Annotated in this window: 11 protein-coding genes and 1 pseudogene; 8 read left to right on the forward strand and 4 right to left on the reverse strand. The window is 75.2% G+C overall.

The annotated features are described in order from the left end of the window. Positions 1-36 precede the first annotated feature (36 nt). A pseudogene (locus ACF07V_RS20275) lies at positions 37-2829 on the reverse strand (ATP-binding protein). A gap of 89 nt (positions 2830-2918) precedes the next feature. Between ACF07V_RS20275 and ACF07V_RS20280 the strand changes: the two are divergent. Beyond that, entirely contained in the window at positions 2919-3473 is a 555-nt protein-coding gene (locus ACF07V_RS20280) for a DUF309 domain-containing protein (protein WP_392155927.1), read from the forward strand. On the opposite strand, the gene ACF07V_RS20285 is transcribed toward ACF07V_RS20280, so the two are convergent. Further along, the gene (locus ACF07V_RS20285; protein ID WP_392155929.1) at positions 3462-3830 is read right to left on the reverse strand and encodes a DUF488 domain-containing protein; all 369 of its coding nucleotides are present in this window, start codon (positions 3828-3830) and stop codon (positions 3462-3464) included. The genes ACF07V_RS20280 and ACF07V_RS20285 overlap by 12 nt on opposite strands. 106 nt (positions 3831-3936) lie before the next feature. Beyond that, positions 3937-4539 (reverse strand): TetR/AcrR family transcriptional regulator, encoded by a 603-nt coding sequence (locus ACF07V_RS20290; protein ID WP_392155931.1) that lies wholly within the window; start codon positions 4537-4539, stop codon positions 3937-3939. Between the two features lie 150 nt (positions 4540-4689). Here ACF07V_RS20290 and ACF07V_RS20295 point away from each other — a divergent pair, with 150 nt between their 5' ends. From ACF07V_RS20295 to ACF07V_RS20325, 7 genes are all read left to right on the forward strand, one after another. Continuing rightward, positions 4690-5583, forward strand: a complete 894-nt coding sequence (locus tag ACF07V_RS20295; protein ID WP_392155932.1) for a phosphatase PAP2 family protein — start codon at positions 4690-4692, stop codon at positions 5581-5583. Then, positions 5580-6848, forward strand: coding sequence for a DMT family transporter (locus tag ACF07V_RS20300; protein ID WP_392155934.1), 1269 nt, complete (start codon positions 5580-5582; stop codon positions 6846-6848). Before ACF07V_RS20295 ends, ACF07V_RS20300 begins: the two co-directional genes overlap by 4 nt. Before the next feature lie 88 nt (positions 6849-6936). Further along, on the forward strand, positions 6937-7947 hold the full coding sequence (locus tag ACF07V_RS20305) for an SPFH domain-containing protein (RefSeq protein ID WP_392155936.1): 1011 nt from the start codon (positions 6937-6939) through the stop codon (positions 7945-7947). Then, positions 7944-8843, forward strand: a complete 900-nt coding sequence (locus tag ACF07V_RS20310) for a hypothetical protein (protein ID WP_392155938.1) — start codon at positions 7944-7946, stop codon at positions 8841-8843. The genes ACF07V_RS20305 and ACF07V_RS20310 overlap by 4 nt, the downstream gene beginning before the upstream one ends. A gap of 227 nt (positions 8844-9070) precedes the next feature. Continuing rightward, the gene (locus tag ACF07V_RS20315) at positions 9071-9937 is read left to right on the forward strand and encodes a GNAT family N-acetyltransferase (protein ID WP_392155939.1); all 867 of its coding nucleotides are present in this window, start codon (positions 9071-9073) and stop codon (positions 9935-9937) included. Between the two features lie 519 nt (positions 9938-10456). Beyond that, on the forward strand, positions 10457-12154 hold the full coding sequence (locus ACF07V_RS20320; protein WP_392156410.1) for a S8 family serine peptidase: 1698 nt from the start codon (positions 10457-10459) through the stop codon (positions 12152-12154). Between the two features lie 189 nt (positions 12155-12343). After that, positions 12344-15379, forward strand: coding sequence for an AAA family ATPase (locus ACF07V_RS20325; RefSeq protein ID WP_392155941.1), 3036 nt, complete (start codon positions 12344-12346; stop codon positions 15377-15379). A gap of 204 nt (positions 15380-15583) precedes the next feature. Here the strand turns inward: ACF07V_RS20325 and rox are convergent, their stop codons facing one another. After that, positions 15584-17011, reverse strand: a complete 1428-nt coding sequence (rox, locus tag ACF07V_RS20330; RefSeq protein ID WP_392155943.1) for a rifampin monooxygenase — start codon at positions 17009-17011, stop codon at positions 15584-15586. Positions 17012-17051 lie beyond the last annotated feature (40 nt).

Genomic DNA, 17051 nt, shown 5'->3' on the forward strand with positions numbered 1-17051 from the left:
GTTTCTCCCGCGTCGCCGTGCAGGGAAAACATTACCTCACTCCGGAGGGTGGGATGACGCACGGGCTGTCACAGCGTCCGAGGTGAGGAGGTCGGCGCCGCAGGTGGCGGCCAGGGCGGTGGCTTCGGCGAGGGTCGTGGCCGAGCCGGTGGCGTGGGCGAGGTCGAGGCGGGCGCGGGCTTCCTCGTAGCGGGACGGCGACGCAGCGAGGTGTTCCACGGCCCGTTCGAGGAGGCGCCGGGACTCCGGCGGGTCGACGAAGAGGGCCAGGCAGCGGAGCGCTTCGCCGAGGGCGGTGTGCGTGCCGAGCCGTTCCGCGTGGGTGAGGGCCTCGCGGGCGACCTTGGCCGCGCGGTCCGGGTCGGTGGGCGCGAGGGCGCGGGCGAGGTCGAGCGGCCAGGGGGCCCAGACGATGTGGTGGCGGCCGCGGCCGGTCAGGGCCTCGGCGGCGCCCTCCAGGGTGGAGACCGCTTCCTCGGTACGGCCTTCGGCGAGCAGGAGCCGGCCGAGGACGCTCGGGCCGTCGGGCAGCACGATCGCGCCCGGCCAGGGCGGGCCGAAGGAGTACCGGTCGGCGACGAGGCGGGCCTCGGCGGTACGGCCCCGGGCGACGAGGGTGTCGACGAGGAGGCAGGCGGTGTCCCAGTGGACGGGCAGGCCGTCGCCGACGCGGTCGGCGAGCCGGAGCCCCTCCTCCAGGTGGTGCTGGGCGCGGGGCAGGTTGCCTCGGCGCCGGTGGACGAGGCCCAGGAGGGTGTGGGCGAAGGCGAGGTGGGCGCCGCTCCAGCCGGAGATCTCGAAGGCGCGGACCGCCTCGTCGAAGAGGGCCTCCGCCCGGTCGGGACGGTCGGCGAAGGCGTACGCGATGCCGGTGAGGGCCGGGATCTCGAAGCCCCAGACGGGGTCGGTCCAACCGAGGCCCCGGGCGGGCGCGCCGTCGACGAGGGCGAGGTCGCAGAGGCGTACGACCTCGGTGGCGGGTTCCCCGCGCATCATCGCGTCGAAGCCGCGGACGGTGATGAGGGCCCGTTCGGAGTTGTCGGCCCCGGTGAAGCCGGCGGTGAGCTCGGCGAGGCGGCGGGAGCGGTCGTGGCCGTCCACCTCGGCGGCCTGGAACCCCTCGTACATGAAGTGCGCGGCCTAGAGCCGTCGTCGGCCGGTGCCGGGCGGTGTCCGGCCGTACTCGACGGCGGCGGCCCGCGCGGCCTCGTGGAGTTCGTTGTTGTGGGCGAGGGCCTGGGTGAGCCGGAACGTCGCGTCGATGCGCAGCTCGTCGTCGAGGCCGGGCAGTTCGAGCGCGGAGCGCAGGTGCCGGACGGTGGCGGCGGGCGCGGTGAGCAGGGAGGCGCAGCCGAGCTCGTACAGGACCCTGGCGTACGTGTCGGGGCCGGGCGGTTCGGTGAGGGCCCGCTCCAGGCAGCGGCGGGCTGCGTCGGGGGCTCCGACGGCGAGGTGTTCGACGGCGGCGGCCCGCAGTCGGCCCACGACGTCCTGGTCGTCGTCGGGGTGCACTTCGAGGAGGTGGCGGGAGACGGCGGCCGGTCCGTGGCCCGCCTGGGTGAGCGCCCAGGCGGCGCGTCCGTGCAGGGCGGTCCGTACGCCCGGGGGCACCGAGCCGTACACGGCGGTGGCGATGAGCGGATGCGCGAACTCGAGGGGCGGGACGGGCACGAGGGCGAGCCCGTTCCGGCCGTTCGTCGGGCCCGTCACGATCCTTGCGGCCCGCAGGAGTTCGGTGTCCTCGGCGACCTGCTTCGCGCTGAGGCCGGTGAGGGCCTCGAGGAGCTCGGGCGTGCTGTCCGTGCCGAGGACGGCCGTGGCCCAGGCGAGGCGGGTCGGGCCGGAGCCGAGCTCCTCGAGGCGGGCGACGAGTCCGCCGCCCCGGGCGCCGGCGCCGAGGCCGCGGAGGAGGGCGGCGGAACCGGCGACGGGTTCGAGCATCCGGTCGCGGGCATTGGCGAGCAGCTCGACCGTTTCGTACGGGTTTCCTGAGGTGACCGTCCACAGTTCGCGGCAGAACGGTTCGTCCGCGTGCCCGCCGAGGACGTCCCGGGCGAGCTCGGCGGTGGCCCCCGACGTGAGGGCGTGCAGGCCCAGGGTGAGGACGGCGCGGTCCGCGAGCGCGGCGAGCGTCGCGTGCCCGCCGGGGCCCTGCGGCTCCCGCACGAACGGGCGGTGGGCGAGCACGACGAGGACGGGCAGCCGGCGGTCGCGCCGGGTGCGGGTGAACGCGTCGAGCCAGGCCAGGGATTCGGCGTCGGCCCAGTGGACGTCGTCCACGAGGAGCACCGGGGGCCGGTCCCGCAGCCGGTCGGCGAGGCGGTCCAGGAGCCGGGCGAGGCCCAGCAGCACGCCCTGCGGGTCGGCGGGCGCGCCCAGGGAGGGCGCGGCGAGTCCGAGCGCCGGCGCGAGGAGGTCGAAGTGGTCGCCGAAGAGCTGCCGCACCTCGTCGGCGGCGAAGCCGTCGAGCGCGGGCTGGAGGAGCTGTCGGGTGAGGTGGAAGGGAACGGAGGTGAGGGTCTCGCCGCCCCGGGCGGTCAGGACGGTGCAGCGGTCCCGGGCGGTGCGGTGTATCTCGGCGAGGAGCGCGGTCTTGCCTATGCCCGGCTCGCCCCGGTAGACGAGTATCCCGCCGCGTCCCCGGCCGCCCTCGGCGGCTCCGGCGACGAGTTCGTCGACGGCGTGGGCGGCCGCGGCGAGTTCAGGGCCGCGTTCCAGCAGACCGCCGCGCTCCGCGTCGGAGACGCGCGATGCGAACGGCGTTGCGGGCGGCGACTGTTCGGGATCCGTCGGCACCGGTGACTCACTCCCCACACGAACTGTTGGCATGACGCGTCCGGCACCACCCGCGCGGACCGGAACAGCGCCGGACAGACGAGCCTAGCGCTCGTGATCGCCCAAGGGGCGACAATGGACGGGTGAACCGGACAACAGGTGACGACGAGGGCGCGCCGGACGGGGCGGAGGGCGGCGAGCGGGACGGCGCGCGGGTCGACGAGCGCGGCCGGGATCGCGACGCGGAGGGGCGCGCCCGCAGTGCCAGGCCGCGCGACGGGCTCGGCCGTCCGCTGCCGTACGGGGCGGAGGGCGTGCCCCGGCAGCCCGAGGGGGTCGTCCGCGCGCCCGACGAGACCGTGCGCGAGGCGCAGCGGCTGCTCGACGCCGGGATGCCCTTCCACGCGCACGAGGTCTTCGAGGACGCCTGGAAGTCCGGTCCGGCGGCGGAGCGTGACCTGTGGCAGGGGCTCGCGCAGCTCGCCGTCGGCCTGACCCACGCGGCCCGCGGCAACACGGCGGGCGGGGCCCGGCTGCTGCGCCGGGGCGCCGCCCGCCTCGCCGGCGGGAGCCCGGTTCCCGGTGCGTACGGGATCGATGTCGGCGGACTGGTGACGTGGGCGCGGGAGTTGGCCGACCGCACGGAGGGCGGGGGCGCGCTCGACGCCGCCGCGGAGGCGCCCCGGCTACTGCTCTAGTGCCCGCCGCAGTACGGAGGTGTGGCTCGCGGACGGGTCCTTCGCGGAGGTCAGGAGGGTGACGGTCCCCCGGGCGGCGAGGTCCCGTAGCCGGTCGAGGGCCGCTGCGGCGTCCGGGGCGTCGAGCTCGGCCTCGTAACGGCGGCAGAACTCCTCGTACTCGCCCTCGGGGCCGTGGTACCAGTGGCGGAGTTCGGTGGACGGGGTGAGCGCCTTGGGCCACTCGTCGATGTGGGCGTCCGTCTTCTTGAGGCCGCGCGGCCAGAGCCGGTCGACGAGGACGCGCACCCCGTCGTCGGGCGAGGGCTCCTCGTAGACGCGGCGGACACGGACGGCGGGGGTGGTGCTTGCGGCCATGCCTCCAGGGTGCGGGACGGAACCGGGTCCCACCGCGCCCGACGCGCGGGGCGGGCCCCACCCTCGTACGCCTGGCCGGGCCCGGTCCCCGGCACGAAGGCCGGGCTCAGCCCTTCGCGCCCAGGGCGGGGAGGAGGACCGCGTCGACGAAGGTCCGCATCGTCGAGGCGTCCGCGAACCGCTCCTCGAAGAGCCGCTCGATGCGGAGCATCCCCATGAAGCAGGGCGCGACGAATCCGATCGCCGCGTTGTCGGCGTCGATCTCGCCGCGTTCGACCGCGCGCGCCATGACGGCGTCGATGGCCGCGATCTCGGGGGCGATCACGGTCTCGCGGAGCGCGGCGCGCAGGTCGGGGTGCTGGATGTAGGCCTGGGCGACGGCCTCCATCAGCTCGGCGTCCCGCTCGCGGTGGGAGGCGGCGATGCGGGCGGCCTCGCGCAGGTCGCCGGCGAGGGTGCCGGTGTCGATGCCGGAGAAGACGGCGCAGCGGCGCTGGGCGAGCGCGGCCGTGACGAGCCGGGGCTTGGTGCCCCACTGCCGGTAGAGGGTCGCCTTGCCGCACTTGGTGCGGGCGGCGACGCCCTCCATGGTCACCGAGTCGTAGCCGCCCTCGCGGAGGAGGCGGAGCACGGCGTCGTAGAGCTCCGTCTCGCGCTCCGGCGTGATCTTGCTGCGACGGGCGGCGGCGGTCGCGGCCTGTGTGGACATCGATCCCTCCCGGACACCTCTGTCTCTGCACATACGAGAGTAGGGGGTGCACAATCGAGACGCAAACGTATCGAGACGCTTGCGTCTCGATGAATTCGGATCTAGGCTCACTCCGTTTGTTGGCGATTTGACGGATTAGAGGGCCGCACGATGGCTGTCGGGATACGCGGGATACGAGGACCACGTCCTGCAGGACCGGGGACGCCTCCCACCCCCGCACCCGTCGCCCAGGGCGGGACCGGGGACCAGGAAGCCGCCTCCGAGCCGGAACAAGAACCGGAGCCCGGATCCGCGCCCGCCCGACCCCCGCTCCTCCGCGAGCTCCTGCTCGTCACCGCGCTGTTCCTCGTCTACAAGTTCGGCCGGCTCTTCGCCAACGGCCACGAGACCCGCGCCTTCCGGAACGCCGACCGCGTCTGGGACGCCGAACGCGCGATCCACCTGCCGGGCGAGGGAACGATCCAGCAGCTGCTCCTGCACGGCGAACCGCTGATCCGGGCGGCCAACACGTACTACGCGGCCGTGCACTTCCCGGCCACCGTCGCCTTCCTGGTCTGGCTGTACTGGCGCCGCCCCGCGCACTACCTGTGGTCGCGCCGGGTACTGGCCCTCACCACCGGCGCCGCTCTCGCGCTGCACCTGCTGATGCCGCTCGCCCCGCCCCGGATGCTCGCCGCGTCCGGACTCGTCGACACGGCCCGGGTCTACGGCCCCTCCGTCTACGGGGCGACGCCGGAGACGGACTCGATGGCGAACCAGTTCGCCGCCATGCCGTCGCTCCACTTCGGCTGGGCGCTGATGGTCGCGATCGGCCTGATCGCCGCCACCCGGTCCCGCCTGCGGGTGCTCTGGCTGCTGCACCCGGCCCTCACCCTGCTCGTCATCGTCGGCACCGCCAACCACTACTGGTTCGACGCGCTCGCCGCCGCCGCCCTCCTCGGCCTCGCGCTGCTCGTCGTCCGCGCCCCCGGCCACCGGACGGCGCCCCCACCCGTGTCCCGCCCGCTCGGCGCGGCGCCCCTCCCGGTCGGAGCACTTCGATGAACCCCGCCGCCGGCACCGTGCTCGCGGTGCTCCTCTCCCTCGTCTCCGCCGCCGGGTACGCGCTGGCCGCCGTCGCCCAGTCCCGGCTCGCCGCCTCCCCAGCGGCCGCCGACGGGCGCGGCGCGCTGCGCGCCCTCCTCGCGCGCGGCCAGTGGTGGTGGGCCGTCGGCCTCAACGCGGCCGGGGCCCTCGCCCACGTGGCCGCCCTGCACTACGGGCCGCTGACGCTCGTACAGCCGCTCGGCGCGCTGACGCTGGTGGCGGCGCTGCCGCTGGGCGCGTACTGCGCGCGGCGCCGGGTGACCCGTACCGAGTGGCGCGGAGCCCTGTGGACCCTGGGCGGGCTCGTCGGGCTCGTCGCCGTCACCGGCCCCACGGCCCCCGGCGAGGCGCTGAGCCTGCGCGAGTCCCTGATCGTGGCCGCGGCGACCGCGCTCCTGATCGCCGTACTGGCCTCCGGGCGGCTGCACGGGCGCGAACGGCGCGGGACCGGCGGCCCGGCCGCGCGCGGACTCGGGCACGCCACGGCCTCCGGGATCGCCTCGGGCGTCGCCTCGGCGCTCACCCAGACGCTCACGGCCGCGCTCGCGCTCGACCTGCCCGGCGCCGAGCCGACCTGGTGGCAGACCGCGCTGCTCGCCGTGCTGATATCCGGCTTCGCCAGCGGCGGCCTGCTGCTGTCCCAGGCCGCCTACCGGGGCGGCCTCGCGGCCCCGCTGGCCGTCGTCAACCTCTCGAACCCGGCCGCGGCCGCGGTGATCGGCGTGGCCCTGCTCGGCGAGACCTTCCGGGCGGGCGCCTGGGGCTGGCTGGTCGCGGCCGGAGCGTCGCTGGTCGCGGCGCGGGGCGTGGTGCTGCTGACGAAGGGCGGAACGGCGGCGGAGCCGGTACGGGCCGAGGAGCCGGTACGGGCCGAGGAGCCGGTACGGGCCGAGGAGCCCGTATGGACTGCGGAGCCGGTACGGGCCGAGGAGCCCGTATGGACTGCGGAGCCGGTACGGGCCGAGGAGCCCGTATGGACTGCGGAGCCCGTATGGACTGCGGAGCCGACGCGGACCGCCGTACCCGTACCCGCACCGGTTCCGGTGACTGCGGCCCCGGGCTCGATGCCGACCGCGTCGGCGGCCTCGCCGGCCGGAGAGGCACTGCTCGCCGCCGTACCGGCACCGGCCACCGCCCCGGAGGCACGGCCCGGCCCGGCACCCCGTGCGACCGGCCTCGGCTCACCGGAGGGCGAGCCGATGCCGGCGCCCGTCGCGGGGTGAGGGCGATCCCGCACCACCCCTTGAATTCGTCATCTTGACGACAATCATCCGCGCCCCCTATCGTCAACCTGACGACAAGGGGGTTTCCATGGCCGACATCACCCGGCGGGCCGGCTGGCGCCATCTGCGCTCCGCGCCCACCGCCCACATCCGGCACCAGCGCAGCGGCAAGCTCGTCCACGACGGCGAAGGGCTCAGCTTCTGGTTCCGGCCGCTCACCGCCGCGCTCTCCGAGGTGCCGGTGAACGACCGCGAGCTCGCGATGGCCTTCCACGCCCGCACCGCCGACTTCCAGGACGTCAGCGTGCAGTCCACCGTCACGTACCGGATCGGCGACCCCGGCGCGGCGGCCACCCGGCTCGACTTCTCCATCGACCCCGACACGGGCGCCTGGCGCGGCACCCCGCTGGAGCAGCTCGCCACGCTCCTCACCGAGACCGCCCAGCAGCACGCCCTCGACGTGCTCGCCCGCACCACGCTCGCGGCCGCGCTCGTCGACGGTGTGGCGGCGGTACGGGACCGCATCGCGGCCGGGCTCGCCGCCGAGCCGCGCCTGCCGGACACCGGCATCGAGGTCGTCGCGGTCCGTGTGGTGGCGATCCGCCCCGAGCCGGAGGTCGAGCGCGCCCTGCGCACGCCCGCGCGTGAGCAGATCCAGCAGGAGGCCGACCGGGCCACGTACGAGCGCCGCGCGGTCGCCGTCGAGCGGGAACGCGCCATCGCCGAGAACGAACTCGCCAGCAAGATCGAGCTCGCCCGGCAGGAGGAGCGGCTGGTCGAGCAGCGCGGCACCAACGCGCGCCGCGAGGCCGAGGAGAACGCGGCCGCCGACGCGGTACGGGCGGAGGCCGAGGCGGTACGGAAGGTGCGGCTGGCCCGGGCCGAGGCGGAGGCGGCGCGGGAGGTCGGCGAGGCGCGCGCCGCGGCGCAGTCCGCGTGGCTGCGGGCGCACGCCGAGGCCGACCCGGCGACCCTGCGGGCCCTGGCCGTGACCCGGGCGGCGGAGAACCTGCCGCGCATCGAGCACCTCACGCTCTCCCCGGACGTGCTGACCGGGCTGCTCGCCAAGCTCGGCGGCGAGGGCGGGGCTCGGCCGTGAGCCTCGCGCCGCGCGCGGTGCTCGTGCACCGGACCACGGAGTACGAGGAGCTGCTGGCCCGGCACGGTACGCACGGGCAGGCCGCGTTCTTCCTCTCCGCGCGCGGCCGCTCGGTCGAGGCGGTGCGCGAGCGGCACGAGCGGACCCGGCGGGCACTCGCCGAGGTGGCGGGCGCGGTTCCGCTGACGTGGCGCCAGACGCGGGTGGAGCGCGCCGACCTGGACCGGTTCCTGTTCGGGCCCGAGGACGTCGTGGTCGTGGTGGGGCAGGACGGCCTGGTGGCCAACGCGGCGAAGTACCTGACGGGGCAGCCCGTCATCGGCATCGACGCCGACCCGGGGCGCAACCCGGGCGTCCTGGTCCGGCACCGGCCGGACCGGGCGCGGCGACTGCTGCCGTACGCGACGGGGGCCGGGGCGGCGGTCGACGAGCTGACGATGGTCGAGGCGGTCACCGACGACGCGCAGCGGCTCCTCGCGCTCAACGAGATCTACGTCGGCCCGCCGGGCCACCAGACGGCCCGTTACACCCTCGGGCTCGACGGCACGGACGTCCCGCCCGAGCCCCAGGCCTCCTCGGGGGTCCTGGTCGGGACCGGGACGGGCGCCACGGGCTGGCTCCGCTCCCTGTGGGAGCAGCGGTCCAGCACGCTCGCGCTTCCCGCGCCCTCGGACGCGCGGCTCGCCTGGTTCGTCCGCGAGGCCTGGCCGTCCCCGACGACCGGCACGACACGGGTCGAGGGCCTCCTGGACGCGGGCCGCGGGCTGCGCGTCACCGTCGAGTCGGACCGGCTGATCGCCTTCGGCGACGGGGTCGAGTCGGACGCGCTGGAACTGACCTGGGGCCAGACGATCCACCTCACGGCGGCGTCCACGCGCCTTCGCCTGATCCACTGAGCACGGCTGCGTGGGCCCCGCCGGGCGCGGCCCACGCAGCCGGATGGGTGCCGTCCTGCCGGGCGCCACGCGGCGGGTGGGTGCCGTCCGGGCAAGTGGGCACCGCCCAGCGGACGGGCGACGCCCTACAGGGCGAATGCCCCCGCGGTGCCGACGGCCGGGGCGTTATGCTCGGCGCGCTTTGCCCAGGTTTCCGCCCGCCCCGGCCGTCGAAGGACAGACACCCCATGACCTCCGCCTCCCCCGGTCCGCTCTCCGTCTCGTCCGCCACCCCGCAGGAGTGGGCGCTCGTGCGGTCCTGGGCCGCCAAGGAGGGGTGGAATCCGGGACTTTCGGACATTGCGGCGTTCTTCGCCCAGGACCCCGCCGGCTTCTTCCTGGGCCGGGTCGACGGGGAGCCGGTCTCCGCCATCTCGGTGGTCGACTACGACGACTCCTACGCCTTCCTCGGCTTCTACCTCGTCCGCCCCGAACTCCGCGGTCTCGGCTACGGCCTGGCCACCTGGCACGCCGCTCTCGCCCACGCGGGCGACCGGGCCGTCGGGCTCGACGGGGTGCCGTCGCAGCAGGACAACTACCGGCGCTCCGGCTTCAGCACGGCCTACCGCACCGCGCGGTACGTGGGCGAGGTCCCCGCCCCCGACCGCCCGGTCCCCGGCCTGGTGGCCGCCGGGAGCGTCGACCGGGCCGCCCTCTCCGCGTACGACAACCGCTGCCACCACGCCGACCGGCCCCGGTTCCTGGACACCTGGCTCACCGCTCCCGGCCATCGGGCGCTGGCCCGGGTCATCGACGGGCGTCTGACCGGGTATGGCGTGGTTCGTCCCGCCGAGGACGAGGCCCGTGTGGGGCCGCTCTTCGCGGACACCCCGGCCGACGCGGCCGCCCTCCTCGACGGGCTCGCCGCCGAGGCGCGGGAGTTCGGGGCGGCCCGGATCGCGGTCGACATGCCGGAGGCGAACCCCGCGGCGGCCCGGCTGGCCCAGGAGCGCGGTCTGGAGCCGACGTTCGAGACGGCCAGGATGTACACGGGTCCGGTCCGCCCGGTGGCCCGTGAACGCGTCTTCGGGGTCACCACGCTCGAACTGGGCTGATCCGCCACCCCCCGTGCCCGAGGAGAGCGGTGAAGGCGGGTACGGTGCGCGCGGGGCGAGCTCGCGAGGGACGCCCTTCCCCCCTCCCCCTCCCCGGACCCCCGCCACCCCTTGAGGGGTGACAAGGGTTTTCCCCGTATCGGGTTCACCCCCCCGTTCCCTACTGTCCTCCGCACCGGCAGATATCATCCCCGAGCGCACCCTGACAGGTGCATGCGGAGGGTGTCGTCCGCCGGCGGCGGCCTTGACCCGGGCCGTCCGCGCCGGTGGCGGCGCACGGGCCCCCCAAGCCCAGGGAACGGCGGACGCGACCCCACTTCGCCCCGTGCGTCCCGCGCCGCCGCCACTGCTCCGCAGTTACGTCGTACTCGAAAGGGCCACACCTTGAACGGTTCCAGGCGGAGAGTCATATCCGTGGTCGCGAGCGCCGCGATCCTCGGTGCCGCTGCCATGACTTCCGGGGCGTTCGCCGCCGCCCCGGTCGCAGCCACCCCGAAGCCGGCTCCGGCTTCGCAGGCGATGCAGGCGCTTCCCAGCGCCCCCGTCGAGAAGGTGATCGTCACCTACAAGACCCGGACCGCCGAGGCCGGTTCCAACACCGCCGCGAAGAGCGACGCGGCCGAGAAGGCCGCGCAGACGGGCGAGAAGCTCGCCTTCGAGCGCCGCCTCGCCGGTGGTGCCGCACTGGTGAACCTGGGCGGCAAGGCCACCAAGCAGGACGTGACGGAGGTCATGGACGCCTTCCGCGCCGACCCGTCCGTCGCCTCGGTCGAGCCCGACATCCGCGCCTACGCGATGGCTGTCACCCCGGACGACACCGACTACGCCAAGCAGTGGGACCTCTTCGAGCCCACCGGCGGCATGAACGTTCCTGCGGCCTGGGACAAGACGACCGGCTCCGGCGTCACCGTCGCCGTGATCGACACCGGCTACGCCGCCCACTCGGACCTGGCGTCCAACGTCATCGCCGGCTACGACTTCATCTCCACCTCCGCCGACGCCCGCGACGGCAACGGCCGCGACGCGGACTCGAAGGACGAGGGCGACTGGAACGCCACCGACGGCGAGTGCGGCACGGGCTCCAAGGCCTCCAACTCCTCCTGGCACGGCACCCACGTGGCCGGCACGATCGCGGCCGTCACGAACAACACCAAGGGCATCGCGGGCATCGCGTACAACGCGAAGATCCAGCCCGTGCGCGTGCTCGGCAAGTGCGGCGGCTCGTCCTCCGACATCGCCGACGCGATCACCTGGGCCTCCGGCGGCACCGTGCCGGGCGTCCCGGCCAACCCGACCCCGGCCAAGGTCATCAACATGAGCCTGGGCGGCGCGAGCTCCACCTGCCCGAGCGTCTACCAGACCGCGATCAACGGCGCCGTCGCTCGCGGCACCACCGTCGTCGTCGCCGCGGGCAACAGCAACGCCAACGCCTCCGGCTTCACCCCGGCGAACTGCACGGGCGTCATCACCGTCGCGTCGACCAACCGCGCCGGCAGCCGCTCGTACTACTCCAACTACGGCACCATCGTGGACGTGGCCGCGCCCGGCGGCGAGACCCGCAACGCCACCGACACGCCCGGCACCGTCACCACGCCCGAGAACGCGATCTACTCCACGCTGAACTCGGGCCTGACGACCCAGTCGACGGAGACGTACAAGCCCTACCAGGGCACCTCGATGGCCGCGCCGCACATCGCCGGCCTCGCCGCCCTGCTGAAGTCGGCCAAGAGCACCCTCACCCCGGCCGACATCGAGTCCGCGATCAAGAACAACGCCCGCCCGCTGCCCGGCACCTGCACCGGCGGCTGCGGCACCGGCATCGCCGACACCTCGAAGACCGTGGACGCGGTCCTCAACACCACCCCGCCGACCGGCACCGTCTTCAGCAACGCGACGGACGTGCAGATCCCGGACAACACCACCGTGTCGTCCTCGATCGCCGTCACCGGTGTCACCGGCAACGCCCCCGCCACCCTCAAGGTCGGCGTGGACATCAAGCACACCTGGCGCGGAGACCTGGTCGTCGACCTGGTCGCCCCCGACGGCACGGTGCGCAACCTGAAGGCCTCGTCCTCCTCGGACAGCGCCGACAACGTCATCGCCACGTACACGGTCGACGCGTCGAGCGAGGTCGCCAACGGCACCTGGAAGCTCCAGGTCCGCGATGTGGCCTCGGGTGACACCGGCTACATCGACTCGTGGAGCCTCACCTTCTAAGGCCCCACAGCATCACCTCTGAACCACCCCCCACATCAGCATCATTGCTGGTCAGCGACGCGCCCGTGGTCTACACCACTGGCGCGTCCTGGCGTTGGGGAAGCACGCACCCACCGGGCCCCTGTCCGTATGCCGGACACGGGGCCTGGACTGTGCCGGTGGGCTCCGTATCCTCTGCGCACGGGGTCCATGGGCCGGACCCCGAGGGGCCGGAGGTGGTGGACAGTGACGACAGCTCCACAGAGCCCTGCCCCGGTGGGCCGCGAGGAACTCCTCACCCGGCTCGAACGAGCCCTCCACACGCGGGGCCGCGCCCTGCTCACCGGACCCGCGGGCGTCGGCAAGACCGAGGTCGCGCTCGCCGAGGCCGCCCGCGCGGAGGCCCGCGGCGAGACCGTGCTGTGGCTCGCGACCCTGCCGTCCGACCGTGAGATACCCGGGGCCGCCGCAGCGGCGCTCGTGGCCTCGGTGGCGGCGACGGTGACCTGGCCGGGGCTCGGCACCAGCCGCCCCGAGCCGCCCGCCGGCGCGACCTCCCCCACCGATCCGCACGGAGCCGACCCGGCCGCCGCGGGCACGCCCGCCTCCGGTCCCCGCGACCCCGGCGCGCTCACCTCAGGGATCCTCACCTCCGGCGTGCTCAACGCCGGGATCTTCTCCTCCGGGGTCTTCGACCAGCTGCCCGGCCCCCAGCGCACCGCCGTCGCCATGCTCTGCCGCGAGGCGCCGATCGACGCGGGCGGCTGGGACCCGATCGCGCTGCGCCTCGGCATCGCCCGCATCCTGCGCGCCCTGACCTGCCGCGGCCCCGTCCTGCTCGTCGTCGACGGCGTGCAGCACGTCGACGCGGACAGCGCGGACCTGCTCCGCTTCGCCCTCCATCTGGCCCCGCCCGCGCTGCGGGTGGTGGCGGTGGAGACCCCCGAGCCGTACGCCGAGGCCCACGCGCCGTACCGCGAGAGCCACCGCCACGAGGACCCGCACGCCGCGCACCTCTGGGTGCCCTCGGAGGCGGACGTGCTGCGCGTCCCGCCGCTGCACGCCGACGAGATCGCCGAACTCCTCATCCACCACCGGCTGCCCTCCCGGATGGCCGGCCGCATCCACCGCGCCAGCGGCGGCAATCCGCGGCTCGCGCTCGCCGTCGGCCGCTCGCTCGCCGACGCGCGGACCCCGGTGCACCACGCCGAGGCGCTGACGCTCTCCGGGCGCGCCCGCGACCTCGCCCGCCAGCTCCTGGGCGCCGCACCCCCCGCCGTACGCGAGACGCTGCTGCTCGCCGCGCTCGCGCTGCGGCCCTCGGCCACGCTGGTGCGCCGGGCCGGGCGGCCCACCGCGGAGGCGGACCTCGCGGCGGCCGAGCGGGCCGATCTGGTGTCGCTCTCCGAGGACGGCTCGGTGACCTTCACCGCCGGGCTGCTGCCCTCCACCCTGGTGCACGACGCCTGTTGGGCCGAGCGGAGCGCCGGGCACGCGGCGCTCGCGGAGGTCGTGGACGACCCGGTCGAGGCCGTACGGCACCGGGCGCTGGCCACCGAGCGGCCGGACGAGGAGCTGGCCGCCGAGGTCGCGGCCGCCGCCGACCTGGCCCGGCGGCGCGGGAACAGCGCGCTCGCCGCCGAACTGGCCCTGCTCGCCGCCGAGTCGACCCCCGGCCGGCACGGGACGCGCCGGATCGCGCGGCTCGTCGACGCCGCCGAGGAGGCCGCCCGCGCGGCCCGCGCGGACCTCGCGATGCGGGCCGCGACCGATCTTCTCGCCCGGGACGCGGTGCCGTCCGACCGGGTCAGGGCGCGGCTGGCCGTGCTCGACACCGCCGGTCAGGGGCTCACCGGGCTCGACGAGATGTACGTCCACGCCATGGAGGACTCCGAGGGGGACACCGCGCTGCGGGCCGCCGTGCAGCTGCGCCTGGCCGTCAAGTACGTGCTGGCGGACGGCGATCCGGAGCGCTCGCGCACGGCGGCGGTCGAATCGGCGGCGCTGGCCGCCTCGATGGGCGATCCGCGGCTCGCGGCACAGGCCCTGACCGTGCAGGCGCGGATGGAGCGGGCCCTCGGCACCCCGGACGCGGAGGCCGTGCTCGCCCAGGCGCGTGGCCTGGAGCTGGCCGAGCGTCCGCTGGGGATCCGCAACGCCGCCCAGATCCTGACGATCCGGCACGCCCTGTTCGACGACCGGCTGAACGACGCCCGGGACGAGCTGAACGCGCTGCTGCCCCTGGTCCAGCGGCGCGGCTCGGTGGAGGACACCATCGAGCTGTTCTCCACCCTGGCCGCGATCGAGTCCCGCAGGGGCGCCTGCGCGGCCGCCCTCTCGCACGCCGGGCAGTCCCTCGCGCTCACCCTGGAGGCCGGACTCTCCCCCGGCCCCGCCTGGTACACGCTCGCGCTCGCCGAGACCGCAGGCGGCAGCTTCGCGCGGGCCGCGAGCTATGCCCGCCGCAGCGTCCAGGCCTCGGAGGAGGAGGGCGACCGCGTCTTCCTCTCCCGCAGCCGGTACGCGCTCGGCCGCGTCCAGCTGATCAACGGTGACGTCGCCGCCGCCCTGGAGACCCTGCGACGGGTCCAGGCCGACGAGCGCGCCCAGTCGACGGTGGACCCGTCGATGCTGCGCTGGCACGAGGAGCTGGCCGAGGCGCTGCTCGCGCAGGACGCGGGCGACGAGGCCCTGGCACTGCTCGCGGAGGTCCGGCCGGTGGCGGAGCGGCTCGGCCGGACCACGGTCCTGCTGGGCTGCGACCGGGCGTACGCCCTGTGCCTGGCGGCGGAGGGGCGGACGGACGAGGCGGCCGAGCTGCTCACCCGTACGGCCGAGAGCTTCGGCCGGGCCGGGCTGCCGCTGGAGCGGGGGCGGGCGCTGATCGCGCTGGCCCGGGTCGAGCGGCGCCGCCGTCGCCGGTCGGCGGCGCAGAGCGCCCTGCACGAGGCGGCCTCGGTCTTCGAGCGGGCCGGAGCGGCTCCGTGGCTGGCGCTCGCGAGCGAGACGCCGGCGGGCGAGGCGGCCGGACCCGGCCCGGCCGGTGAGGAGTCGGTGTCCGCGCTCTCCTCGCTCACGGAGGCGGAGCTGCGCCTGGCCCGGCTCGTGGGCCAGGGCGCGAGCAACCAGGAGGCGGCGGCCAAGCTGTATCTGAGCGTGAAGACGGTGGAGGCACGGCTCACCCGCATCTACCAGAAACTCGACGTCCGCTCCCGCGCCCAGTTGGCGACGGCCCTGCGCCCGTGAACGACGCGGGCGGGCACATGGATCGCGATACGCCGCCCCCGGCACCCGCCCACCCCACCCCCGCACGACCGGCCCCGCCGCCCGAGCCCCGGCCGGCCGCCACCGCCACGCGCCCGGCCCACGGCAGGCCCGCGCCGAGGCGCCCGGAGGGCGGGGTCCGGGAGCCCGGACCCCGCCCTCCGGGACACCGTCACGCGCGGCCGCTCAGGCCTTCGCGGCGCCGAACCACTCCGTCAGACTGCCGCGGAGCTCCTCCTGGTCCTCGCCGACCCAGACGACGTGGCCGTCAGGACGCAACAGCACGGCGGGCGCGTCGAGTTCCTCGGTCGCGTCGACGACGTGGTCGACCCGGTCCGCCCAGCCCTCCGCCGAGAGCCGGCCCGTCCGGTCGAGCAGCAGTCCGCGGCCGCCGTGCGTCAGCTCGTACAGGCGTCCCTGCTTGAGGGACAGGTCCCGCAGGCGCCGGCCGAGGAGTTCATGGCCGTCGCCGAGGTCGTAGCGGACGTCGACCGCGGTGATCACGCCGGTGATGTACCGGTTGACCTCCTCGAAGTCCATCAGCTTCGAGAACAGCTCCCGCAGCGCGGTCGCCCCGGGGTCGGTGCCGAGCAGCGTCATCTGGGCGCGGGTGTTCTGCACGACACCGGCACCGACGGGGTGCCGTTCGGCCTCGTACGTGTCGAGCAGCCCCTCCGGCGCCCAGCCGGCGACCGCGGCGGCCAGCTTCCAGCCGAGGTTGAACGCGTCCTGGATGCCGAGGTTGAGGCCCTGGCCGCCGGTCGGCGGGTGGATGTGCGCGGCGTCTCCCGCGAGGAACACCCGGCCGACCCGGTAGCGCTCGGCCTGCCGGGTGGCGTCGCCGAAGCGGGACAGCCAACGCGGCGAGTGGACGCCGAAGTCGGTGCCCGCGAAAGCCCGCAGCTGGGTCTTGAAGTCCTCCAGGGTCGGCGCCGTCGTACGGTCCTCGGCCACCCCGTCGGCGGGCACGATGACGCGGCAGGCGCCGTCTCCGAGGGGCTTGAGGCCGAACCGCAGCTGGGTCTTCTGGACCTCCGCGGTGACGGCGGCGATCGTCTCCGGGTCCGCGGTCACCTCCATGTCGCCGAGCAGCGTCTCGACGGTGGCGGGCTCACCGGGGAAGGCGACGCCGAGCAGCTTGCGCACCGTGCTGCGGCCGCCGTCGCACGCGACGGCGTACCGCGCGCGCAGCTCGGTGCCGTCCGCGAGCTCGACGGTCACCCCGTCCTCGTCCTGGCTCAGCCCGACCACCTCGCTGCCGCGCCGGATCTCCGTGCCGAGCTCGCGAGCCCGCTCGTCGAGCAGCCGCTCGGTGACCGGCTGCGGCGTGGCGAGGCCGTACGGGTGGGCGGTGTCGAGCCGCTCGGGCCATGCCTTCATCACGCCGCCGAAGAGGCCGCCGACCGAGAACTTCTCGCTGACCGCGGTGAACCGCTCCAGGAGGCCCCGCTGGTCCATCATCTCGACGCTGCGCGCGTGCAGGCCCTGTCCCCGGGATTCCTTGGTCGGCTCGGCCAGCTTCTCCAGGACGACCACCCGCACGTCGTGCAGGCGCAGTTCGCTCGCGAGCATCAGGCCGGTCGGTCCGCCGCCGACCACGATCACGTCAATCATCGATTCGCCCCGTATTTCCGCAGTTCAAAGCTTCGAGGGG

Source organism: Streptomyces sp. NPDC015661 (assembly GCF_043077765.1).
In the GTDB taxonomy this organism is placed as follows: domain Bacteria; phylum Actinomycetota; class Actinomycetes; order Streptomycetales; family Streptomycetaceae; genus Streptomyces.